Origin of the sequence: Sphingobacterium sp. JB170 (assembly GCF_900163865.1) — a bacterium.
GTDB lineage: Bacteria > Bacteroidota > Bacteroidia > Sphingobacteriales > Sphingobacteriaceae > Sphingobacterium.
Genome location: NZ_FUKU01000003.1, coordinates 73,800 through 96,377 on the forward strand (window position 1 = coordinate 73,800; position 22,578 = coordinate 96,377).

The 22,578-nt window shown below is 42.3% G+C and carries 18 protein-coding genes; 12 read left to right on the top strand and 6 right to left on the bottom strand.

The window, feature by feature from the left end; genetic code table 11:
• Window positions 1-144: 144 nt before the first annotated feature.
• Both atpD and FM107_RS00430 read right to left on the bottom strand, forming a co-directional pair.
• Window positions 145-1,647 carry a F0F1 ATP synthase subunit beta gene (atpD, locus tag FM107_RS00425; protein ID WP_086946560.1) on the bottom strand — a complete coding sequence of 501 codons (1,503 nt, stop codon included), beginning with the start codon at window positions 1,645-1,647 and terminating at the stop codon, window positions 145-147.
• A gap of 254 nt (window positions 1,648-1,901) precedes the next feature.
• Window positions 1,902-2,498, bottom strand: a complete 597-nt coding sequence (locus FM107_RS00430) for a hypothetical protein (RefSeq protein WP_143559386.1) — start codon at window positions 2,496-2,498, stop codon at window positions 1,902-1,904.
• 459 nt (window positions 2,499-2,957) lie between these two features.
• On the opposite strand from FM107_RS00430, the gene FM107_RS00435 reads away from it, so the two are divergent.
• The 8 genes from FM107_RS00435 to FM107_RS00470 all read left to right on the top strand — a co-directional run bounded on the left by FM107_RS00435 (window position 2,958) and on the right by FM107_RS00470 (window position 14,366).
• Complete coding sequence (locus FM107_RS00435) at window positions 2,958-5,663, top strand: hypothetical protein (RefSeq protein ID WP_086946562.1); 2,706 nt, start codon at window positions 2,958-2,960, stop codon at window positions 5,661-5,663.
• Between the two features lie 6 nt (window positions 5,664-5,669).
• Window positions 5,670-7,211 carry a glycoside hydrolase gene (locus FM107_RS00440; protein WP_086946563.1) on the top strand — a complete coding sequence of 514 codons (1,542 nt, stop codon included), beginning with the start codon at window positions 5,670-5,672 and terminating at the stop codon, window positions 7,209-7,211.
• A complete protein-coding gene (locus FM107_RS00445) occupies window positions 7,208-7,927 on the top strand; it encodes a glycoside hydrolase family 28 protein (protein WP_086946564.1) in 720 nt (239 codons plus the stop codon). Before FM107_RS00440 ends, FM107_RS00445 begins: the two co-directional genes overlap by 4 nt.
• A gap of 14 nt (window positions 7,928-7,941) precedes the next feature.
• Window positions 7,942-8,328 carry a hypothetical protein gene (locus tag FM107_RS00450; RefSeq protein WP_256959250.1) on the top strand — a complete coding sequence of 129 codons (387 nt, stop codon included), beginning with the start codon at window positions 7,942-7,944 and terminating at the stop codon, window positions 8,326-8,328.
• 117 nt (window positions 8,329-8,445) lie between these two features.
• Window positions 8,446-9,519: an L-rhamnose/proton symporter RhaT gene (gene rhaT, locus FM107_RS00455; RefSeq protein WP_086946565.1), complete on the top strand. Its 1,074-nt coding sequence runs from the start codon at window positions 8,446-8,448 to the stop codon at window positions 9,517-9,519.
• 20 nt (window positions 9,520-9,539) lie between these two features.
• Window positions 9,540-11,648 carry a bifunctional aldolase/short-chain dehydrogenase gene (locus FM107_RS00460; RefSeq protein ID WP_086946566.1) on the top strand — a complete coding sequence of 703 codons (2,109 nt, stop codon included), beginning with the start codon at window positions 9,540-9,542 and terminating at the stop codon, window positions 11,646-11,648.
• Window positions 11,649-11,723: 75 nt separating this feature from the next.
• Entirely contained in the window at window positions 11,724-12,998 is a 1,275-nt protein-coding gene (locus FM107_RS00465) for a TIM barrel protein (RefSeq protein ID WP_086946567.1), read from the top strand.
• Window positions 12,999-13,007: 9 nt separating this feature from the next.
• Window positions 13,008-14,366, top strand: coding sequence for an FGGY-family carbohydrate kinase (locus tag FM107_RS00470; RefSeq protein WP_086946568.1), 1,359 nt, complete (start codon window positions 13,008-13,010; stop codon window positions 14,364-14,366).
• A 392-nt stretch (window positions 14,367-14,758) separates the two neighbouring features.
• Here the strand turns inward: FM107_RS00470 and FM107_RS00475 are convergent, their stop codons facing one another.
• A complete protein-coding gene (locus tag FM107_RS00475; protein WP_086946569.1) occupies window positions 14,759-15,178 on the bottom strand; it encodes a helix-turn-helix domain-containing protein in 420 nt (139 codons plus the stop codon).
• A gap of 265 nt (window positions 15,179-15,443) precedes the next feature.
• Between FM107_RS00475 and FM107_RS00480 the strand changes: the two genes are divergently transcribed.
• Window positions 15,444-16,796: a glycoside hydrolase family 105 protein gene (locus tag FM107_RS00480; protein ID WP_218778880.1), complete on the top strand. Its 1,353-nt coding sequence runs from the start codon at window positions 15,444-15,446 to the stop codon at window positions 16,794-16,796.
• A gap of 21 nt (window positions 16,797-16,817) precedes the next feature.
• Here FM107_RS00480 and FM107_RS00485 read toward each other — a convergent pair whose 3' ends face one another.
• Window positions 16,818-17,363, bottom strand: a complete 546-nt coding sequence (locus FM107_RS00485) for a hypothetical protein (protein WP_086946571.1) — start codon at window positions 17,361-17,363, stop codon at window positions 16,818-16,820.
• Window positions 17,364-17,586: 223 nt separating this feature from the next.
• Between FM107_RS00485 and FM107_RS00490 the strand changes: the two genes are divergently transcribed.
• The gene (locus tag FM107_RS00490; protein WP_086946572.1) at window positions 17,587-18,462 is read left to right on the top strand and encodes an AraC family transcriptional regulator; all 876 of its coding nucleotides are present in this window, start codon (window positions 17,587-17,589) and stop codon (window positions 18,460-18,462) included.
• Window positions 18,455-18,883: a hypothetical protein gene (locus tag FM107_RS00495; protein ID WP_086946573.1), complete on the top strand. Its 429-nt coding sequence runs from the start codon at window positions 18,455-18,457 to the stop codon at window positions 18,881-18,883. Before FM107_RS00490 ends, FM107_RS00495 begins: the two co-directional genes overlap by 8 nt.
• Before the next feature lie 104 nt (window positions 18,884-18,987).
• Here FM107_RS00495 and galE read toward each other — a convergent pair whose 3' ends face one another.
• Window positions 18,988-20,016 (bottom strand): UDP-glucose 4-epimerase GalE, encoded by a 1,029-nt coding sequence (gene galE, locus FM107_RS00500; RefSeq protein ID WP_086946574.1) that lies wholly within the window; start codon window positions 20,014-20,016, stop codon window positions 18,988-18,990.
• A 2-nt stretch (window positions 20,017-20,018) separates the two neighbouring features.
• Window positions 20,019-21,077, bottom strand: coding sequence for a UDP-glucuronic acid decarboxylase family protein (locus FM107_RS00505; protein WP_086946575.1), 1,059 nt, complete (start codon window positions 21,075-21,077; stop codon window positions 20,019-20,021).
• Between FM107_RS00505 and FM107_RS00510 the strand changes: the two genes are divergently transcribed.
• Window positions 21,072-22,319, top strand: coding sequence for a 3-deoxy-D-manno-octulosonic acid transferase (locus FM107_RS00510; RefSeq protein WP_086946576.1), 1,248 nt, complete (start codon window positions 21,072-21,074; stop codon window positions 22,317-22,319). The genes FM107_RS00505 and FM107_RS00510 overlap by 6 nt on opposite strands.
• The last annotated feature ends 259 nt before the right edge of the window (window positions 22,320-22,578 follow it).

Sequence of the window (22,578 nt, forward strand, 5' to 3'; positions counted from 1 at the left end):
TGTGAGATGCTCGTGTCTGTCTTGTGATACTTGCTGCGCTGTGCTTCGTTATTTCGCCGAGCTGGCTAGCTTCTCAAATGAGCTAACAACCACTGTTGTTAGCTCATTACATATCTTTTCAACAGGGTAAGAAACTATCGCTAATTAAACTGCTTCCGCTGCTAGTTTTTTACCTTTTTCAATAGCTTCTTCGATACCACCTACCAAGTTAAAGGCGGCCTCTGGATATTCATCAACTTCACCATCAAGGATCATGTTAAATCCTTTGATCGTATCTTTGATATCAACAAGTACGCCTTTTAATCCAGTAAATTGTTCCGCTACGTGGAATGGTTGCGATAAGAAACGCTGAACACGACGTGCGCGGTGAACTGTTAATTTATCTTCTTCAGAAAGTTCATCTAAACCTAAAATGGCGATGATATCTTGAAGTTCTTTGTAGCGTTGTAAGATTTCTTTAACGCGTTGTGCTGTATTGTAATGTTCGTCACCCAATACCGCTGGCGAAAGAATTCTTGAAGTGGAATCTAATGGGTCAACTGCAGGGTAGATACCTAATTCAGCAATTTTACGTGATAGCACTGTTGTCGCATCTAAGTGGGCGAACGTTGTTGCTGGCGCAGGGTCAGTTAAGTCATCGGCAGGCACATAAACAGCTTGAACCGACGTGATTGATCCGTTTTTGGTTGACGTGATACGCTCCTGCATCACTCCCATCTCTGTTGCAAGTGTTGGTTGGTAACCTACTGCGGAAGGCATCCGTCCTAGAAGGGCCGATACTTCAGATCCTGCTTGCGTGAAACGGAAGATGTTATCGATAAAGAAAAGGACGTCACGACCTTGACCTTGTCCATCACCGTCACGGAAATATTCCGCAACTGTAAGTCCCGATAGTGCAACACGAGCACGTGCTCCTGGAGGCTCATTCATCTGACCGAAGACAAAAGTACATTTCGATTCTTTCATCAACTCTTCGTCAACTTGGTCTAAAGGCCACTCGCCTTTTTCCATGCCCTCCATAAAGTGATCACCATACTTGATAATGCCGGATTCGAGCATTTCGCGCAAGAGGTCATTCCCTTCGCGCGTACGTTCACCAACACCAGCGAACACCGAAAGACCACCGTGTCCCTTTGCAATATTGTTAATTAACTCTTGGATCAATACTGTCTTGCCTACACCGGCGCCACCGAATAAACCAATTTTACCACCTTTTGAGTATGGTTCTAATAAATCAATTACTTTAATCCCTGTAAATAATACCTCTGATTCTGTAGATAGTTCATCAAATCTAGGGGGCACATTATGGATAGGGCGTCCGTTTTCTTTGTCTAAGTTTTTGATACCATCGATTGCGTCACCAACTACGTTGAATACACGACCTTTGATATTTTCACCTATAGGCATCTTGATAGGAGCACCTGTATCTACGACGTTCATTCCACGAACCAATCCTTCGGTTGCATCCATGGCGATTGTACGTACACTTTCCTGTCCTAAGTGTTGTTGAACCTCTAATACGACGCGTTGACCATTGTCTTTTTCAATGAATAATGCATCGTAAATCTTAGGAAGATTGTCATTGTCGGCGAAGTTTACATCAACTACCGGGCCGATAATCTGCGCTATTTTACCAATATTGGGCATGTTATAGGGACTAAATATTTATTAATCAATTTAAAACCGACGGGTTCACCGCATAGATTTTGGAATGCAAAAATAAGTTATATCCCGTTAAAAGCAAAACGCTTATTGATATTAATTTACTTTTTCCATTTCAATGCCTGTATCCCCGTTAAATTCTAGGTTCCGTACGAGCGACTTTGTGCGACATCGTATGATTTTGCACGTAAAAGCTAAGTGAAAACTATAATATTAGTGCTAGTCTCACATTTAATACACTAAGAGTTGCGTTTCATTTGCTCGTCCAAGAGTTGTCTTTTTAAGAGCTGCTCTCTTTCCATTGTTTTTTTGCGTAATGCTTGTAGTTCCTCTTGAAATTCGTCGGCAGTTTTCTTATATGCTACTGTGTCCACTTTTGCTTTTCGAAACGAAGCGAGCGTTACTATAAAAAGAAGGGCTAACACAGCAATAAGAATCCATACCATCGTGTGGTAGGTGCCCTTCGCGAAGTCAATGCCGAGAAAACTAATTGAGTTTGTTAATTTTTTTTCTACTTGCAACGCTGCATCCAAGCGTGTAACGGAGTCCTGAAGCGATTTTATTGTCGCAGTGGAGGAAGATGAGTTTTTATTAAGCGTAGTAATTTGCTGCTTGTATTGACTAACGGAGTCTAATACATTTTTACGAACGATTTCTAAATTGGTCCTGCGTATTAGCTTGAACGATACACTTTGTGATCGTGATAAGTTGCTTAGGTTAATAAACTGCTCGTTCAATGTTCCTTTTTGAATGGCATAGGGAAGCATAGGTTTTTGCTGCCCAATTGCGGCTAATGTGCAAATGGTAAATGTGAATAGCAGAATTCTTTTTAACATAAAATTGAAGTAATTAGTATGGTATATCATTACAACACCATAATAGTGAAAATATTGTTTGGTAAATTGTCTCAAAATTGGATAATTAATAAGGGAATAACAAGAACAAAACGTTTTTTGAGGTTAATAGGCTGTCGTACACCTGTTAGTTTAGGTAACGTTTCGGCCGAATGACTGTTGAATAGTGTAGTATGTTGGCGCGTGTACTCGTCTTTTGATGTACTAAAATGAAGATCAATGCTAATATTTTGTAAGGATTGGATAATTATGCGGAGGAATAACTTCGTAGAAAGTCGTTTATTTGAATATCCAATTTAGGCGAGTTAAAGGTTGATTTTGTCGAGGGTAGATGGTGTAAGCGTTGTTAGTCAGTGGGGCTTGCTTATCGCTAAAAATACTGCGTTATTAATTATGATAAACTATTATAAATATTTTTGTGCATTGGTTGTTTGTTTTTTTATGACTGCCAAAAGCGATCTTTTCGCGCAATCTTTGCAGGTATATCACAGCACGCGCTCGGTGCTTAACGAGCAGCGATTCAATTATGCATTGCAAAGACTTCATTCGTCCAGCGGTGTTTCACCAAGCAACAATGCGTTTGGCGATGACGGAAATTACGGTTCTGGGGATGTTCTACTCGGTCTCTCTACCGCAGAGAACTGGAGCAAATGGGTCCCACAACTGCTTATTGACAGTTTAAAAACGACGGAGTCTTATTTAATATATAAGAAGAATGCGGAAAGTCCGCTTGTGATTTTAGCAAAGGATGAATCGGGACTTGTTTACGGAAGCGAACAATTAGTACGTGATTCCTTGTGTCGCCGTTCGCAGGTGTACGTACTCGAACAGCCAGAAATGCTGCTGCGAGGAGCCTGTATTGGGATGCAAAAGACAGATTATCTGCCCGGGCGTGACGTTTATGAATACCCTTATACCGAGGATCTTTTTCCGTGGTTTTACGACAAAGAGCTGTGGCTACAATATCTTGATATGCTCGTCGAAAACCGCTATAATACCCTGTACCTTTGGAATGGACATCCTTTTTCTTCGTTAGTAAAACTCAAAGATTACCCTTATGCATTGGAAGTGGATGAGGCGACCTTTAAAAAGAATGAAGAGATCTACAGCTTTTTGACACAGGAAGCCAATAAACGGGGGATTTGGATCATTCAAATGTTTTATAATATAATTCTGCCCAAACCATTTGCTGAGAAGCACGGATTGAAAACACAGGAGCGTAATCGCACGATCACACCCTTAATAGCAGATTATACCCAAAAATCTATCGCTGCCTTTGTTCAGAAGTATCCAAACGTAGGTTTGCTGGTGACCTTGGGTGAGGCCATGGAGGGAGTCGGTCAAGATGATATCGATTGGTTCACCAAGACAATTATTCCCGGGGTAAAGCAAGGGCTACAGGCACAAAAAAGTCATATCGAGCCACCTATCATTCTTCGTGCTCATGATACAGATGCTCCCGCGGTAATGCGCGCGGCGCTGCCGATATACAAGAATTTGTACACTATGGCCAAATTCAATGGCGAGGCCTTGACGACATATGAAACGCGTGGAAAGTGGGCCGAATTGCATCAGGACTTAGGGCGGATAGGTACCGTTCATATTCAAAACGTTCATATTTTAGCGAACTTAGAGCCGTTTCGATACGCAGCGCCAGATTTCATTCAAAAATCGGTTAAAGGGATGCACGAGATCCATCTTTCAAACGGCATCCATATCTATCCGCAGGCATCCTACTGGGATTGGCCATTTTCTGCAGACAAGACCGATGAAAGACTTCTGCAGGTGGAGCGCGACTGGATGTGGTACCGCGCGTGGGCAAGATATGCATGGCGAGCCGAGCGTAGTGATAGTGAGGAAGGCGCATATTGGAGCGCACAACTCTCCGATTTCTATGGGATAACAACGAATCAGGCCGAATCACTACTTGTTGCTTTGAATCAAGTAGGTGAAATTTCGCCAAAGATTTTACGGCGCTTCGGTATCACCGATGGAAATAGACAAACATCCTCGCTCGGGATGTTAATGACGCAGTTAATAAACCCCTACCGTTACGGACTGTTCACTTTGCTCTATGATTCCGAGGCCCCGGAAGGGGAAATGATTATTGAGTATGCCGAGAAGCAGGCAAAAGGAATTGCCCACCATGGGGAAACGCCCATACAGGTGGCTAATGAAATTGTTGAACACGCACGGGTTGCGACAACTGCAATCGAAGGATTAGAAAATACAGCACATAAAAATAAAGCCGAGTTTAAAAGGTTACTGCACGATATCCGGATCCATGAGGCACTAGCGGCGCATTACAGCTATAAAGTGAAAGCTGCAGTTCAGTTGCTCGCATACAAAAGCTCCAAAGACATACAGGACTTGCGCGATGCGGTTCCTGATTTTGAGAAAAGTGTGACGGCATATAAAACGCTAACAGACCTAACAAAAGATACATATCTGTATGCAAATAGCATGCAGACCAAGACGCGTAAAATTCCGATGCGTGGAATAGATGGGGCATATAAACATTGGCAACAGATGCTTCCTGTTTTCCAAACGGAGCTACAGAATTTCAAAGCTTCCATTGACTCTCTGTCGCTAGCAGGGGAAGATACCGAGGAGGCCGTGAAGTTACTCGCTGATCGGCAGGTGGATGTGAAATCTGCGCTGCAGTTTGTCCCCCTTAAAAAAGGCGCTAAATTGTATGAGGATCAGGAGCTCGTTGTCACACATCTAGCCAATGAACTCACGGGAATGAATGCTGTCGTAATAAACTCCGAAGAGCAGAAGCTTGAGGGGACTACCCTTCGATTTGAGAATGATCAACCCGTGAAAGTGTTGGTTGGATATTTTAATAATACGGATAAAGTCTTTGCACCCAAGCCCGTATTGGAAATTGATGCTACGGCCAATGATTTTGGGCAAGCGGAAGCTAAAGTAAGAAATGCGATGCGCGTACAGTACATGCCTATGCTCGATATACATACCTATAGCTTCCCAGCGGGTGAAAATGTGTTAAAAATCCCCAAAGGAGAGGTGTTAATACTGGGCTTTGTGCAGGATACGGAGCTTTCTTCACCATATAACGCGGATGTAGAAAATCAAGGCGACGATATGGACGATCTTTTTGGATACTATCAAGAGACTAAATTATAAAACTGGATGAAATTAAAAAAAGTAGCGATTACCCTGTTCTCTCTTTTACCTGTGAGCTTGTTTGCTCAAGAGACATTAACGCACAAAGTAGATACGTATGTTAGCAAGTTTAACCGACAGGACAATGAGGCGGTAATCAATAAGATACCCAATGCGGAGTCCGCAGAATGGATGAAAGCTAACGTTCCTCTGTTCGCTTGCCCTGATAGTACGCTCGAAGAAATCTATTATTTCCGTTGGTGGTCGTTCCGCAAACATGTAAAAGAAACACCAGAGGGAACCATCGTGACCGAATTTATAGAACCGGTAAAACACGCCGGTAAATACAATTCGATCAGTTGTGCCCTTGGGCATCATGTATATGAAGGACGGTGGCTTCGTAACAGTGATTTTATAAAAGAATACATAGATTTCTTCCTCTATCACGCCGATGTCGGTCAATCCAAACCTCGTTTTCATCAATTCAGCTCTTGGCTTGCCGATGCGATGCTTGCATATTATTTAGTCGATAATGATGAGAAATTCCTCACCGATCGCTTGATCGACTTAGATAAAGATTACCAGAAATGGGAAGAGGAGCGCCTTGGGGAGAATGGACTCTTCTGGCAGTACGATGTGCGCGATGGCATGGAAGAATCTGTTTCTGGGGCGCGAAAGGAAGAAAACATGCGGCCGACAATTAACAGCTATATGTTTGCCAATGCCCGCGCGATTGCCGAGATCGCCAAACTCGCCGGTAAGGATAGTTTAAAGAAAGTTTATACGGCTAAGGCGCACGATATGCAGCAATTGCTTGTCGATTCGCTGTGGGACACGCAAGACCAATTCTTTAAAACGCGACTGGAAAAAGGTGGATTGCACGGAGCCCGAGAGGCTATAGGATTTATTCCATGGTACTTTCACGCTGTTCCAGATAAAGCAAAATTTGCTAAAGCTTGGCAACAGGCGATCGATACGGCCGGATTCAATGCACCTTGGGGGTTGACAACGGCGGAACGCCGCGAGCCGACCTTTCGTACGCGCGGAACCGGACATAGTTGCGAATGGGATGGCGCATTATGGCCATTTGCCAGTACGCAAACACTGAAAGGTATGGCTAACTTCTTGGCTGACTATAGGTTTGGTCCTAAAACCTTGTCAAAGGCTGATTTTTATCACGCGGTACATCAATATGCGCGTTCTCATGTCATGAATGGAAAGCCCTACGTGGGAGAATACCAAGATGAAAAGACCGGCTATTGGCTGAAAGGGGATGATCCTCGGAGCAAATTTTATAACCATTCGACCTTTGCAGATATTATTATTGAAGATCTAATTGGTTTTAAACCAGCGCTTGACGACGGCTTTACGATAAAACCTTTGATTCCGGAGGGACAATGGGCCTATTTCACCTTGCAGGGTATCCCATATAAAAATAAAATTGTGGATATCTTCTGGGATGAAACGGGTGAAAAATATAATAAGGGAAAAGGACTACTCGTCTACGTGGGGGGTAATCTAGTTGCGAAATCTAAAAAATTGAAACCTCTCAATATTAAATTAAAATGATAAAAGGAATAACCGTATTGTTGCTCGCGTTGGTGATCTTCACTAATCAATCTGTGTTTGGGCAAGCATTTTACAATGTGATGGACTATGGGGCTATCAACGATAGCACTGAAATTAACACAAAAGCGATCGCTAAGGCGATAGATGCCGCCGCGGAGGAGGGTGGTGGGACCGTTTATTTCCCAGCAGGAAAGTATATTACCGGGCCGATTCACTTCAAAAGTAACATAACACTGTTTATCGACGCAGGCGCCGAACTTCATTTTAGCGATAATTTTGACGACTACTTGCCAATGGTAAAGTCTAGGTGGGAGGGAACTGAGGTAACCAATTTTTCCCCGTTAATTTATGGCGATGGTTTAGAAAATATAGCTATTGTCGGACGGGGGTTGATCGATGGGCACGGCAAAAAATGGTGGGGGTATTCTGAAGTAACTATTCGTGAACAAAAAGAAGGGGAAGAGACCAAATGGCAGAAAGAATTTAAGCGGCTGAATAAAGATGTGCTAGCGCCGGATCTTCCAGGATGGATAGAGCGTGGGTTTTTACGCCCCCCCTTTATACAATTTCTTAACTGTAATAACATCCAGATTAAAGATATTAAAATTCAGAATCCCCGCAGTTGTATCCGGTTTTCCCGTGGGGGATTTATGGCGTTGGTCACCCCGGGTTGGACCTTGCGAGAAATACGTATTTCCACGACCCAGAGGTTTTGAAGTTTCGCAGCCATGTGGGCTGGAAGCAAGATAATATTTTTGCCGCACGCTTAGGCCTTACCGCCGAAGCAAAGCGGTTAATCCTTCTTAAATTAAAAGATGCTCCCCGCCGATTTCCTACCTTCTGGGGACCGGGGTACGACTGGGTCCCGGATCATAATTGGGGAGGATCCGGAATGATAGGGTTGCAAGAGATGTTAATGCAATCGGTCGGGCAGAAGATTTACCTTTTCCCGGCATGGCCCAAAGAGTGGGACGTTCATTTTAAACTGCATGCTCCCCAACAAACGACCATCGAAGGGCGCCTTGAGAACGGGGAATTAGTTGAGTTGAATGTTCATCCGGCCGCTCGTAGGAATGACGTAATCAACATGTTGGGGAATTCCGGACTAAACCCGTAGTAGGTAAGTTATACTAAAGTTAATCGGTAGCTAGCATGACAGTCCATAACAGTTTTGCTCAATATTTCTTTTACCTTGGAGCATCAATTTAAATCTATTTTAATAAAAGTTTAATTTATGAATGCATTAGCAGGCGTTATTTTTCATTTTATCGGGGGATTTGCATCGGGAAGCTTTTACGTTCCTTATAAGAAAGTAAAAGGATGGTCTTGGGAGGCGATGTGGATTTTAGGTGGATTGTTCTCCTGGATAATTGTACCACCGATTGCCGCATGGATGACCATTCCAAACTTTTCGGAAATCATCCGCGAGGCTGGTAGCTCGACACTTGGGTACACCTTTTTGTTTGGGCTGTTATGGGGAATAGGAGGTCTTACATACGGACTTGGCGTTAGGTATTTGGGGGTCTCCCTGGGAAGTAGCGTGATGCTTGGCTTGAGTATGGTTTTTGGCTCTTTAATGCCCTCCATCTATTATTTGGTGAACCCTGCGCCAGGAAAACATGGGATAGATTATTTCTTTACCACGAGTGCCGGTCTTTGTATTTTGCTTGGTTTGCTCGTGTGTGTGGTAGGCGTTTATTTGTGCGGTCGGGCAGGAGTCTTAAAAGAAAAAGACCTTTCCAGCCTTTCGGCCGAAACAAAAGCCGATTATAACTTTGGGATCGGGATTATTGTAGCGATCGTGTCTGGCGTTTTAAGCGCATGCTTTAATTTTGGTATTGAGGCAGGAAAGCCGATGGCTGATGTTGCCAATAACCTCTGGAAAGCGGCCAACCCGGCCCAGGGGGAGTTTTTGTACCAAAATAATGTCACCTATATCATCATCTTATGGGGCGGATTTACGACGAACGTTATTTGGTGTATATACCTGTTAGCGAAGAACAATACGTTCAGTGACTATGGTAAAAAATCTGCACCGCTAGCTAAAAATGTACTGTTGTGTGCTTTGGGTGGTACGACTTGGTATCTACAGTTCTTTTTCTATGGAATGGGTGAGAGCCGTTTAGGGAATGGAGCGAGCTCCTGGATTCTACATATGGCATTTATCATCTTAATTTCCAATGCTTGGGGCATTGTTTTAAAAGAATGGAAAGGAGTGAATAAATCAACGTATACCTCTATTATCGCAGGGATCATCACGATTATCATTTCTATCTGTATCGTTGGATTTGCAAGAACACTAGAATAATAACATAAAACTTTTTAACCGTGAAAGAATACAAACACGTAAACTATTTATGGGACGAGCAAAAGGCGAAGTCACTCGAGGGTGATCAGGTAGCCTTATTGTTATATCGCTCAAACTTATTGGGTGCAGACTTACGCATTACGAACTATGGCGGAGGGAACACCTCCTGTAAATTGATTGATAAAGACCCATTAACAGGCCAAGAGGTCGAAGTGATGTGGATCAAAGGTTCAGGAGGCGATATCGGCACTTTAAAAAAATCAGGACTTGCTGCATTGTACGTAGAGCGGTTGCGCAATCTTGAAAATGTCTATCGAGGTATTGAGCACGAGGATGAGATGGTTGAGCTATTCAATCACTGTATTTTTGATTTAAAGTCAAAAGCGCCATCCATCGATACGCCGCTACATGGCTTTTTACCTTTTAAGCATATCGATCACCTGCATCCCGATGCGGCCATAGCTATTGCAGCAGCAAAAGACGGTGAAAAAATAACGAAGGAACTTTTTAATGGGACAATTGGCTGGGTCGATTGGCAGAAGCCTGGATTTGATCTAGGGTTACAGTTACGTGCCTGCTTAGCGGAAAATCCGGGGATTCGCGGTATCATGCTCGGATCGCATGGTCTTTTCACATGGGGCGATACGGCTTATGAAAGCTATGTTAATTCACTTGATGTGATCGAAGCGTGCGCTGAATATTTGACGCAAAATTACGGTAAGAACCGGCCTGTATTTGGTGGTCAAAAGATGGAAAGCCTTTCACAGGCCGAGCGCCAGGAGCAAGCTGCTCAGATCGCACCCGTTTTACGAGGATTCTGCTCGGGTGAACGCCATATGATTGGTCATTTTACCGATGATCCTAAAGTATTGGAGTATATCAATTCGAATGATTTGGAACGCTTAGCACCCCTTGGAACAAGTTGTCCGGATCATTTTTTACGTACTAAGATACAGCCGCTAATCTTAAACTTAGACAAAGGAGAGGACTTGAGCGATACCGAAGCACTTAAAGCAAAATTAGAACCTTTGTTTCAAGATTATCGGGAAATTTATACGGCGTACTACGAAAAATGCAAACACCCAAACAGCCCAGCGATTCGTGACCGAAACCCTGTCATAATTTTATACCCAGGTGTGGGTATGTTTGCCTTTGCCAAGGACAAACAAACGGCTCGTGTAGCAGCTGAATTCTACGGTAACGCGATTAACGTCATGAAAGGATCCGAGGCGGTCAGTGAATACACGTCGCTGCCACGCCAAGAAGCTTTTAATATCGAGTATTGGTTGCTTGAGGAAGCAAAATTACAGCGTATGCCTAAACCCAAAGCATTATCGGGTAAGGTTGCCCTAGTGACCGGTAGTGCTGGTGGTATTGGTAAAGCTATCGCCAAAAAATTTGCGAACGAGGGTGCTGTTGTGTTGTTAAATGATGTGAACGAAGAACGTCTCGAAGGAGCGAAGGCTGAATTTGTCGAGCTTTTCGGTAGAGATGCCGTGGCTACAGCTAAGCTGGATGTTACGAATCAAGAGCAGATCGAAGAAGCGATGAAAATCGCGGCGCTTAATTTTGGCGGTATCGACATCGTCATTAACAATGCGGGGCTTTCAATCTCCAAAACCATAGAAGACCATACGCAGAAAGACTGGGACTTGCTGTATGACGTATTGGTGAAAGGCCAGTTCTTAGTAACCCAAGGCGCGACTCACGTGTTGAAAGCACAAGCAATTGGCGGTGATATTATCAATATCGTAAGTAAAAATGCTCTTGTTAGCGGTCCGAATAATGCGGGTTACGGAAGTGCGAAAGCTGCGCAGCTACACTTAAGTCGTTTAAATGCGGCGGAACTTGGTGCCGCAAAAATCAGAGTGAACGTCGTTAACCCGGATGCTGTAATTTCCGATAGTAATATCTGGGCTGGCGGTTGGGCCGAAGGTCGCGCTAAGGCATATGGGGTGTCCGTCGAGGAGCTGCCTGCATTTTATGCGAAGCGTACCCTTTTAAATGAGGTTATACTACCGGACGATATTGCAAATGCATGTTTCACATTTGTGGGAGGCAACTTAAATAAATCAACAGGCAATGTACTGAATGTCGATGGCGGTGTTGCCATGGCGTTCGTTAGATAAATTGACTATGAATGATCCGGCATTAATTGTCGGATCGTTCGTATTTTTATTGTTTTAGCAACAATATAATAAACCATGAGAATAGACAAACAAATTATAGATAAACATAACCAGGGGTTGCTTGCAAAGCATAAAAGAGCTTTTGAATATGTTGCACAAGATATTGGTGGCCTCGAAGAGGTAATCGAAAAACTTCGTAAATTTCAAGTAGGTATACCGAGCTGGGCGCTAGGAACGGGCGGGACACGTTTTGGCCGTTATGGCGGTAAAGGAGAGCCTGGAACCTTAGAGCAGAAAATCGAAGATGTGGGTTTGCTCCACGCACTCAATGCATCTAGTGGGCTAATCTCGTTACACATTCCTTGGGATATTCCAAGTGACCCAGAACGTATAAAAAGCCATGCATCATCCTATGGACTAAGCTTTGATGCGGTGAACTCGAATACCTTTCAGGATCAAAAAGAGCAGGAACTTAGCTATAAGTTTGGATCCTTGCATCATGTTGACCCGAAAGTCCGAAAGCAAGCGGTCGATCATAACATTGAAGTAATCCGGCACGGTATTTCTCTTGGCTCTAAAGCAATTACGGTGTGGTTAGCCGATGGCTCATCCTTTCCCGGTCAACTTAACTTTCGCGAAGCTTTCCAAAATACATTAGAAAGTTTACAGCAAATATATGAACATCTGCCAGAAGACTGGAAAATGTTTATCGAGTACAAGGCATTCGAACCACATTTTTATTCAACTACAATTGCTGATTGGGGACAGTCCTTATTGTTGGCCAATAAACTAGGACCTAAGGCTTATACGTTAGTCGATTTGGGCCATCATTTACCAAATGCAAACATCGAGCAAATCGTCTCTTTGCTATTGATGGAAGGTAAACTCGCGGGTTTCCATTTCAACGATAGTAAATATGCCGATGATGATTTGACTGCCGGTAGTATCAAACCGTATCAACTGTTTTTGATCTTCTGTGAACTCGTCGACGGTATGGATGCACGTGGTATTGATCATGCTACTGGATTAAGTTGGATGATTGATGCTTCACATAATTTAAAAGATCCATTGGTCGACCTGTTGCAATCTGTGGAGGCTATTATGATCGCATACGCGCAAGCTCTTCTGGTTGATCGTACCGCCCTGCGCGAGGCGCAGCAAAAGAACGATGTGGTAGGTGCGCAAGAAATTTTGCAGGATACGTTCCGTACAGACATACGAGCAGTTGTGGCTGAAGCCCGGCTACGCGATGGAGCGGCTTTAAATCCAGTAGCCCTGTTTAACGAATTAGATACCCGAACTAAACTTGTGGGGGAACGCGGAAGCGACACTGTGGCAACCGGATTATAAAAATTACCTATGGCGAAAAAACGTATACCGGTCGTCGCAATTTTCGATGTAGGTAAGACAAACAAAAAGCTTTTTTTGTTTGATGAACATTACAAAATAGTATTTGAACGTTCGGCCCGGTTTCTAGAAACAGTCGATGAGGATGGTGATCCTTGTGAAAACTTGGAGAGCCTTCGGCTTTCTGTTTTTGATTCTTTGCATGAAGTATTCCGGAGGTCGGAATTTGAGGTTCGAGCGATAAATTTCACGTCCTATGGGGCGAGTTTCGTGTATGTGAACGAAGATGGAAGACCGCTTACCCCGCTATATAATTATTTGAAAGATTATCCTGCCCAATTGCAGGATGATATTCATGCGAGTTATGGTGGTACGGAAGCTTTTTCACTTGCGACGGCCTCACCTGTACTAGGGAGTTTGAATTCAGGATTGCAAGTTTATAGATTACAAAAACAGAATCCCGCTATTTTTAAACAGGTGAAATTTGGTATTCACTTGCCGCAATATTTGAGTTTCTTGGTGTCAGGCCAAATGTATTCAGATATGACAAGTATTGGTTGTCATACCGCACTATGGGACTACGCACAAAATGACTATCATCAGTGGGTTAAAGATTCCGGGATTGATCAAAAACTGGCGCCAATTGTCAAAGGTGATGAAGTGTTCTCGGCCGCTTTCCCTGGAAGCCCTTATAAAGTTGGCGTCGGTCTTCATGACAGTTCATCTGCACTGATTCCGTACTTGCTAAATTTTCATGAGCCGTTTATACTTATTTCCACAGGTACTTGGTGTATTTCGCTCAATCCTTTTAATGAGGAAGCGTTGACTAAAGAACAGCTCGAGAAAGATTGCTTGTTCTATATGACATATGCGGGTACACCGGTGAAAGCCTCGCGCCTTTTCGGGGGGTACGTTCATGAAACGCAAAGCAAGCGGATTGCAGAGCATTTCCATGTTACTACTGCGCGTTTCAAGAATATCGAAATCGATTGGGATCTTATCGATAAAATTAAAAACGCTAATGTAGTGCCGAGCGACCTCGATGCTTTCCAGAACATCGACTTAAGTGCATTTGCAGATTTTGAAGAGGCTTATCATGCATTGATGATCTACCTCGTCGAGGCGCAAGTTGCAGCCACGAAGCTCGTGTTTTCACAAAAACGTATAAAGCGCATTTTCGTTGATGGAGGCTTTAGCAAGAACAATATATTCATGAATTTACTTGCGAAGCGTTTTGATAATATCGAAACGTATGCAGCTTCCATGGCTCAAGCCACGGCAATCGGTGCTGCACTTGTGATTCATGAGCATTGGAACGATTTACCGATGCCAAACAATATTATCGAGCTCCGTTATTATCGAGCAATGTAATATGGTGTGAAGATAATAAAGGAGCCCAACCCGAACAAATCTCAAAACTTTTTTTGAAAAATACGGAATGGCTAGGGGCGCTAAAACTGGAATATACTTATGCTTTAGTATACCAAATTCCCTCTATATGCGGATAATGTATAGAGGGAATTTCAAAAACGGGTTCTGCTTCTTCCGTCATAAGTGGACAGGCTTTAAATATTTCAATTACTTTTGTCGAATGATGGCAGATTTTAACAGAGCTATAACCGCGACGTGTTTTTCTGTTCTCCGAAAATGTAGATCTTAGCGTGAATATTTTGTTAGGTGAATTTTGATTCTTACCTCTCCTGTTGTAATGCTTTCGTTCGGGTATCGGTCGCCATTTTTTGTTAAAAGAGGGAGTTAGTATTCTACTTGTGCTCGAGTAGTTTTTGAAGAACGGTGTTTTTTTCCTTTTCAGCTTCTAATAGCCGTTCATACAGCTTTTTATTCTCTTCGAATACCTCTACCAATTTATCAAGCGGATTAAATGTGCAGTTCATTGCTTGAATAGCACCATGGTTGTTACTAAAGCTCTGGTCATTGAAAGTATTGAAATAGTTGATCATCTTTTCTTCATCAAAATTCTCGATCGCTTCAGGGGTTACACCTAAAATTTTGGCGACCTGCGAAAGCAAATCTTTTTCTATACTTTCTTTGTTTTCTAGTAAAGAGACGGCCTGCTGACTTATTCCAAGTTCAAGAGCCAACGCCTCTTGTTTCATACCTCGAAGCTCACGTATGCGTGTTATTTTGCGGCCTATGTGGTTTGTTTTTGTAGCTGTACTCATAAATCAAAGATAATAAATTTGCGCAATCTAAAAGCATACTAACTTGGTAAGTCACAACTTGTCATGAAGAATTATCGCGGTATACGCGAAGAACTTTTTTGATTAAACGGGTCACAGCAGGTTGCCGAAATCTATTCTGTTCACTAGTTTCGTTTAATATAGGGATTAACTTAATCCGATAAATCATGAGGATAGAACCGAGAGTTGGAATTAAGTCTATTGAAATAACCGATAAAAACTTTCTATTAATATGAACTTAAATCGAATGAATAAAAGCTTGGTTATATTGTGTTTAATCACACTGACGCTCGGCAGTTGCGTACAAAAACAATTAGTTAAGGATTTGCAGGTGACTGATGCAAACACGCCGTTACACTTATTAAATCCTGACTATCCAGTACAATATGGCCAGACAACACTCGATAGTATCAAAGCTGATATCGATAAAGTATATAACTACCTCAACAACGTAACTTCAACGGTATTAGAAAACAAGAAGGATGGGGCAGTGATTGAGGATATAGCATTAATTGATACCAATACGGTATTCGAAAAAGGCGATTTTCGTTTAATCAGTTATGAATGGGGGGTAACTTACGGGGCAATGTTACGCGCTGCAGAGGTTACCAAAGATCAAAAATTTTCCAACTACACGCTGGATCGTTTGGCTTTTATTGCGGAAGTACTTCCGAAATTTAAGGAGCTGGAGGAAGCTCATCCCGGCTACCGCTCACCAGTTCATTCGGTCACGAGTCCGGCTGCGCTGGACGACGCGGGGTCGATGTGTGCTGCAATAATTAAAGCGCAAGCATTTGCACAAATCGGAGAGGATTTTAGTCCGATTGTGGGGAATTATATTGATTATATCATGAACAAGGAGTTTCGATTAAGTGATGGTACATTAGCCAGAAACAGACCGTTGAAGAATACGATATGGTTGGATGATCTATACATGAGTTTGCCTGCACTTGTGCAGATGGGAAAGCAACGCGGAGAACAACGTTATTTTGAAGAGGCATTTCGCCAGTTTTGGCTTTTCTCACAGAAGATGTATATGCCGGAGAAAGGCTTGTATAGACACGGCTGGGTAGAAGGAATGGAACCTCATCCCGCATTTCATTGGGCTCGAGCAAATGGATGGGCGCTTTTGACGAAAGTAGAAATTATAAACGTATTACCACAAAACGATCCCCAGCGAAATAAATTACTTAGCCAGTACAAACGACAAGTCGAGGCCTTGGCTAATCTGCAGCATGGTACGGGTTTTTGGCATCAATTGCTTGATCGGAACGATTCATACCTGGAAACATCTGCCACTGCGATTTATGCGTATTGTATTGCCCGCGGTATTAACGCTGGTTGGCTGGATGCGCAAGCCTATGGCCCTATGGTTTTGCAAGCGTGGAATGCGGTGAGTTCAAAGATTAATGCGGAGGGTCAGGTTGAAGGTACCTGTGTTGGTACTGGGATGGGATTTGATCCTGCGTTCTACTATTATCGTCCGGTAAACAAGTATGCTGCACATGGGTATGGTCCGACCATATTAGCAGCAGCTGAAATTTATCAAATGCTATCAAATAAGAAATTTGAGATTAACGATAGCGCCGTCCAATTTTAATCTTGCTGGAACGGGTACCATTTAATCTAAATTATTTTCGACCGCAAAATCCATCATTTTTTGGAATTGGTCCCGTAGATCAAATTGAAAATCTTCGTGTAATTTCTCATACTTCGGAACCACCATACGTACTCGAGCTTGGACATAGCTTAGAAGCTTGGGCGAAGCGTAGTAAGAATCTTTTTCAAATACGCCGGGATAACGTTCGAAAACATCATTTAAAATAAGTAATCGACATTCAACGTCGCTAAATTTATCTTTGGTTATTTTCTCGTGCTCGTTCACTAGCCCATTAGCATGCCGGATATGTGCTGACAGGTCTTTGTCTAAACTATAGTTACGTGAATAGTTACTCCCTCGCTTCATACTGCGAAAAAGATTGCTGATGTCCCTTTTTAGATTTTCAATTCTTTCGGTAAGATCCACTTCGCTTTCTAGAAGCCGGAAATGGAGCTGTTTCATAAGCATCTTGTCTTTTCCGACCAGGCGCACAAGTAGTTTGTCTTTTTCTTTTTGTGAAAGGTTCAATACGGCTTCTTTTAGTTCGAGATCTTTATGTAGTGACATGGCATAAAGTTATAAACTTTTCGCAATAGATTAAGGGTTCTGATCCCCGAATTGAAGATGATCTCGCAGCCTATTATTCCTTGGTGATTTCTTAAGTCGCTTTATACGAGTAATCACGTACAAAATTTTCTAAATAAGTGTTTTTAATGGTTTTTAAGTAAAAAGTACCATTTAATGATGCAAATATACTATAGAGTAATGGTGTGTTGGTGTATCTTTGTGCATGGTTGCAAAGATACCTGTTATTGAGCAGTGTACGGTTTCAGGGCCGTTTCATAAAGACATCTTGGTCGAAGATCTTGCGGGTTATCTAGCGCGTAATCGTAATTTGGTTTTCCCTCATCGGCATAATTTTTACCATTTTCTGCTTTTTACCAAAGGGACGGGAACATTTTCGTTGGATTTTGAAACTTTTGAAGTACAACCTTGGCGTATTTATTTTATGTCGCCAGGTCAAATACATACTTGGGTTTTTGATGAGGGAGTTGATGGATATATTGTGAATTTTGATAAGGATCTTTTTAAAACATTTCTCGTCAGGTCTGAACATGTAAGTTATTTTTCCTTTTTTTCCGGTCGTGCAGAAGACGACGTATTTACGATAAAAGAAGAACAGCGTGTTTCCGTGTTGAATATATTTGAGCGTTTGCGTCAGAATATGCGTGAGCTCGACTTTGGACGAGTTTCGCTATTATACTTGTTCCACGTTTTAGAAAAGCAACGGGACCCTGTAGAGCGCCTGGGTGCGAATAAAATTAATCACGCCCTGCTACATAACTTTATGAATTTAATTGAGGTACATTTTAGTACTCTCAAGTTACCTAAGGATTATGCGGCTTTACTATACGTTACACCCAACCATCTAAATGCCGTTACAAAAGAACAGTTGGGCTACTCGGCGGGCGAGCTAATTCGTAATCGCGTACTTCTGGAGGCGAAACGATTGTTAGTCGTTAAAAACTACTCGATAGCGGAAATAGCCTATGAGTTAAATTTTTCGGACGCTTCTTATTTCACAAAATTCTTTAAGAAGGCTGTAGGGTGCACTCCGGAAGAGTTTAAAAAGAATATAAATTTATACACAAAAAAATATGAGTAAAGACGATAATAAATATGTCATTAGTGACGTCAAAGCTGCATGGGAATGTAGGTGTCCCCGTTGTAAAACAGGAAAGATGTTTGTTGGTGGGTTATTTCGAGTTAAAGGAGAATCGATGCTAAAACGTTGCCCACACTGTGATTTTAAATTCGAAATGGAACCGGGCTTTTTTTATGTCGCAATGTTTGTAAGTTATGCCTTGAGCGTAGCGGAGTTTATCACCGTATGTGTGGCTACCTATGTCCTTTCTGGAGGGTCAGAGTCACCATGGCTCTATTTAGCTGCTTGTGTGCTCATTACGATCATTTGTTCCGGGTTTAATTTTCGATATTCCAGAGTGATTCAAATGTACTGGCTTGTCCCTAATTTAAAATTTAATGAGCGCTACTATGGTGAAAAATATAAGAAGTTAGAATCGTAATAGTTATGGTTTGCCCGATTCAATGTAAAATTTAATAAATCTGACATATCACCCAAATACCCCCGCCATTTTGCGGGGGTATTGTTTTAGGATATATGTTTTTCTTAAGCGATAGGCTGTTCTTGCAAGTATTTTTCCCAAGCCCAAGCAGAAGACATCATTTGGTCAATACCCAGTTGTGCTGTCCAGCCAAGTTGTTGGGTTGACTTGGTGACGTCGCCCCAAACTTTAATGATATCGCCTCCGCGTCGTGGGCCTATTGTATAGTTCAGTTTCCGGCCAGACTCGTTCTCAAACGCAGTAATTGCTTCGAGGACCGAGTACCCGTTTCCTGTTCCCACGTTAAATACATCGTAATTGCCATTTGGATTGCCTTTTTCAAGCAATTTAATTGCCGCCACGTGTGCTTTTGCTAAGTCCACCACATGAATATAGTCGCGGATACACGACCCGTCAGGCGTATCGTAATCACCGCCAAAAACTGTTAGTTTCTCTCGTTTTCCTATTGCTGTTTGTGTGATAAAAGGAAGCAGATTTTGTGGTACACCTAAAGGTAACTCACCAATCAGTGCGGACTCATGCGCTCCTACAGGATTAAAATAGCGTAGTGCAATTACGTTGTAATTACCGTATGCATTCGCAGACTCTTCTAATATCTCTTCGGCAATTTGTTTGGTGTTACCATACGGAGAAGTTGCTTTCTTAACAGGTGCAGATTCTGTAACCGGCAATTGATCAGGTTCACCGTACACCGTACAGCTTGAGGAAAACACGAAGTTTATTTTTTTATCGTTGTAAGCTTGTAGTATGTTGATGAGGGAAAAGAAGTTATTACGATAATATTTTAATGGTTTCTCGACAGATTCTCCAACGGCTTTTGAAGCAGCAAAATGAATAATACCCGTAATATCGGGGTTGTTTTTTACAAAATTTGTGACCAAAGTTTCCTCACAAAGATCAAATTGGTGAAATTCGGGCTTTACACCAATTATTTTTTCGATTTGGTCTAAAATTTTCAAACTAGAATTGGAAAGGTTATCGATGATAACCGGTGTATAGCCTGCGTTGTGCAATTCGACTACGGTGTGGGAACCTATATATCCTGTTCCGCCAGTAACTAGAATTTTGCTCATTATTATTTTTGATTGAAATATGTAAAGTCTTTTTTTATTAACGACTCTTGCGGTAGTTCTTTATAATATGCGATTGTTTTTTCAAGACCTTGTTTTCGAGAAACCGTCGGCGTCCATCCAAGAATATTGATCGCTTTGGAAATATCTGGTCGACGCTGTTTCGGATCGTCTACCGGTAGATCTTTGAATATTATTTCAGAATGACCAGCGGAGAGCTGAATGATTTCTTTTGCAATTTCTTGAATACTCATTTCTTCGGGATTGCCAATGTTCATGGGTTGTGCATAATCCGACAGAAGCAATTTAAATATGCCTTCCACCTGATCCGAAACATAGCAAAATGAACGCGTTTGTGTGCCATCTCCAAAAACCGTTAACGGCTCATTGTTGAGCGCTTGGGCTATAAAAGTTGGAAGGGCACGCCCATCGTTTAAACGCATTCGAGGGCCATAGGTGTTAAAGATGCGTACTATTCGCGTCTGTAGTCCGTGGAAATTGTGATAGGCCATCGTTATGGCTTCTTGAAAACGTTTCGCTTCATCGTAAACGCCCCGCGGTCCTACCGGGTTTACGTTTCCCCAATATTCCTCGGGTTGTGGTGATACCAAAGGATCTCCATATACTTCCGAAGTCGAGGCTACAAGAATTCGCGCATTTTTACTTTTAGCAAGCCCTAGTAAATTATGGGTGCCGAGCGAGCCCACTTTAAGCGTTTGAATTGGGATTTCTAGATAATCAATCGGGCTGGCGGGTGACGCAAAGTGCAATACATAATCTAAGTTGCCCGGAATATGGACGAACTTAGAGACGTCATGGTGATAAAATTCGAAATTTGGAAGCTTGAAGAGATGTTCAATATTTCGAAGATCCCCGGTGATCAGGTTGTCCATTCCAACGACAAGAAAACCTTCCTCAATGAAACGATCGCAAAGGTGGGATCCAAGAAATCCGGCGGCTCCGGTAATAAGAATTCGTTTTTGCTGTAGACTGTTCACTAACCTATAGAATGGATAAAGTTTAATATCTTTGACGAATATAAGGATATTTTTGTCAATATGCATTTTCTCTATGACTTAGCAATCGGCTTTTACAGCTTGGTTTTGCGAATATTAGCGCCCTTTCATGCCAAAGCAAAAAGGTGGGTTGATGGCCGTAAAAATCTTTTTCAACAAATGGAACAAACGGTTGAAAAGGGGTGTAAACCTGTTTGGTTTCATTTTGCTTCATTAGGTGAATTTGAACAAGGACGTTCAATTATGGAGGCCATAAGAGAGAAGTATCCGGAAGAGAAAATTCTTGTAACATTTTTTTCGCCCTCTGGTTTTGAGATCCGGAAAAACACACATCTTGCGGATTATGTTTTCTATTTACCTGTTGATACCAGGAGTAATGCCCGCCGATTTTTAACTATTGTAGAACCTAAGCTTGCCGTATTTACAAAATATGAATACTGGTACCATTTTTTCAATGAACTTAAGAAACAAAACATAACACTTTTGATGGTCTCCGCGATTTTTCGTGAAGAGCAGGTGTTTTTTAAGTGGTACGGTTCATTTTTTCGTAAAATTCTCAAGAATGTAACCTTCTTTTTTGCGCAGAATATGGATTCAGTCTATTGGCTAAAAGCCATTCATATTACCAATGCAGGTTTGGCAGGTGACACGCGTTTTGATCGAGTGATCGAATTGCCAAAGCAGCGCGAAGACATCACGGTGGTCGAGCGCTTTCTTGCCCGCACGCAAGATGTGCTTGTTGCAGGCAGCACGTGGCAGCCTGATGAACAGTTGATTTCTGAGGTATTAAAAAAGCATTCTAACCTTAAAGTTGTTTTGGCGCCTCATGAGATCCACGATAGTCATTTAGAACAAGTAGCCCAGACGTTTCCAAATGCACTATTCTTTTCTAATTTTTCCGCCTACACCGCAGCCCAAGTTGACTCCGCCCGAGTGCTAGTTATTGATAATATCGGTATGCTATCTTCATTATACGGCTATGGTACGCTAGCGTATGTGGGAGGAGGTTTTGGAGCTGGTATTCATAATACGTTGGAAGCTGCAACTTTCGGTATTCCAGTTATCTTCGGGCCCAAGTATGCGAAATTTCAAGAAGCAATTGATCTTCTTGAAATTGGCGCTGGTTTCTGTATTGGCAACGCGGCCGAATTCGAACAAGTTCTTTTGGCTTTAACTGATCAAAATCGACGGGAGGATGCTGGAAATCAGGCGCGCAGTTACGTGCGTGAAAAAGCCGGTGCAACACCTGTGATTATGAAGTATATTTCCTCCGGGAAGCTTTTAAGTTAAAATCGGCCGTTTGGCAGGTTGGATTTTTCAATCGCTTAATTTAATAGTTTGAACACGCGGTTTTGATTAATTACATTTTTGTAAATATATTGGTGCCCAATATGAAAAGATATTGACACGCTTTGCGCGGAAAATATCTTTTAATGAAAGTCAACCCACTATTTGTTCTCCATTTCTTTTCGTACCCGGCGTATTCCTTCAATGACTAGCCCGTTGAATTCGTAGCCGATTCGTGAACGACTTTTATACATGTTTTCCA

What these genes read in the sequence shown, in the direction of transcription:
- atpD (WP_086946560.1), bottom strand. Translation starts at nt 1,647, where the DNA reads ATGCCCAATATTGGTAAAATAGCGCAGATTATCGGCCCGGTAGTTGAT.
- FM107_RS00430 (WP_143559386.1), bottom strand. Translation starts at nt 2,498, where the DNA reads ATGTTAAAAAGAATTCTGCTATTCACATTTACCATTTGCACATTAGCC.
- FM107_RS00435 (WP_086946562.1), top strand. Translation starts at nt 2,958, where the DNA reads ATGACTGCCAAAAGCGATCTTTTCGCGCAATCTTTGCAGGTATATCAC.
- FM107_RS00440 (WP_086946563.1), top strand. Translation starts at nt 5,670, where the DNA reads ATGAAATTAAAAAAAGTAGCGATTACCCTGTTCTCTCTTTTACCTGTG.
- FM107_RS00445 (WP_086946564.1), top strand. Translation starts at nt 7,208, where the DNA reads ATGATAAAAGGAATAACCGTATTGTTGCTCGCGTTGGTGATCTTCACT.
- rhaT (WP_086946565.1), top strand. Translation starts at nt 8,446, where the DNA reads ATGAATGCATTAGCAGGCGTTATTTTTCATTTTATCGGGGGATTTGCA.
- FM107_RS00465 (WP_086946567.1), top strand. Translation starts at nt 11,724, where the DNA reads ATGAGAATAGACAAACAAATTATAGATAAACATAACCAGGGGTTGCTT.
- FM107_RS00470 (WP_086946568.1), top strand. Translation starts at nt 13,008, where the DNA reads ATGGCGAAAAAACGTATACCGGTCGTCGCAATTTTCGATGTAGGTAAG.
- FM107_RS00475 (WP_086946569.1), bottom strand. Translation starts at nt 15,178, where the DNA reads ATGAGTACAGCTACAAAAACAAACCACATAGGCCGCAAAATAACACGC.
- FM107_RS00480 (WP_218778880.1), top strand. Translation starts at nt 15,444, where the DNA reads ATGAATAAAAGCTTGGTTATATTGTGTTTAATCACACTGACGCTCGGC.
- FM107_RS00485 (WP_086946571.1), bottom strand. Translation starts at nt 17,363, where the DNA reads ATGTCACTACATAAAGATCTCGAACTAAAAGAAGCCGTATTGAACCTT.
- FM107_RS00490 (WP_086946572.1), top strand. Translation starts at nt 17,587, where the DNA reads ATGGTTGCAAAGATACCTGTTATTGAGCAGTGTACGGTTTCAGGGCCG.
- FM107_RS00495 (WP_086946573.1), top strand. Translation starts at nt 18,455, where the DNA reads ATGAGTAAAGACGATAATAAATATGTCATTAGTGACGTCAAAGCTGCA.
- galE (WP_086946574.1), bottom strand. Translation starts at nt 20,016, where the DNA reads ATGAGCAAAATTCTAGTTACTGGCGGAACAGGATATATAGGTTCCCAC.
- FM107_RS00510 (WP_086946576.1), top strand. Translation starts at nt 21,072, where the DNA reads ATGCATTTTCTCTATGACTTAGCAATCGGCTTTTACAGCTTGGTTTTG.
- FM107_RS00505 (WP_086946575.1), bottom strand. Translation starts at nt 21,077, where the DNA reads ATGCATATTGACAAAAATATCCTTATATTCGTCAAAGATATTAAACTT.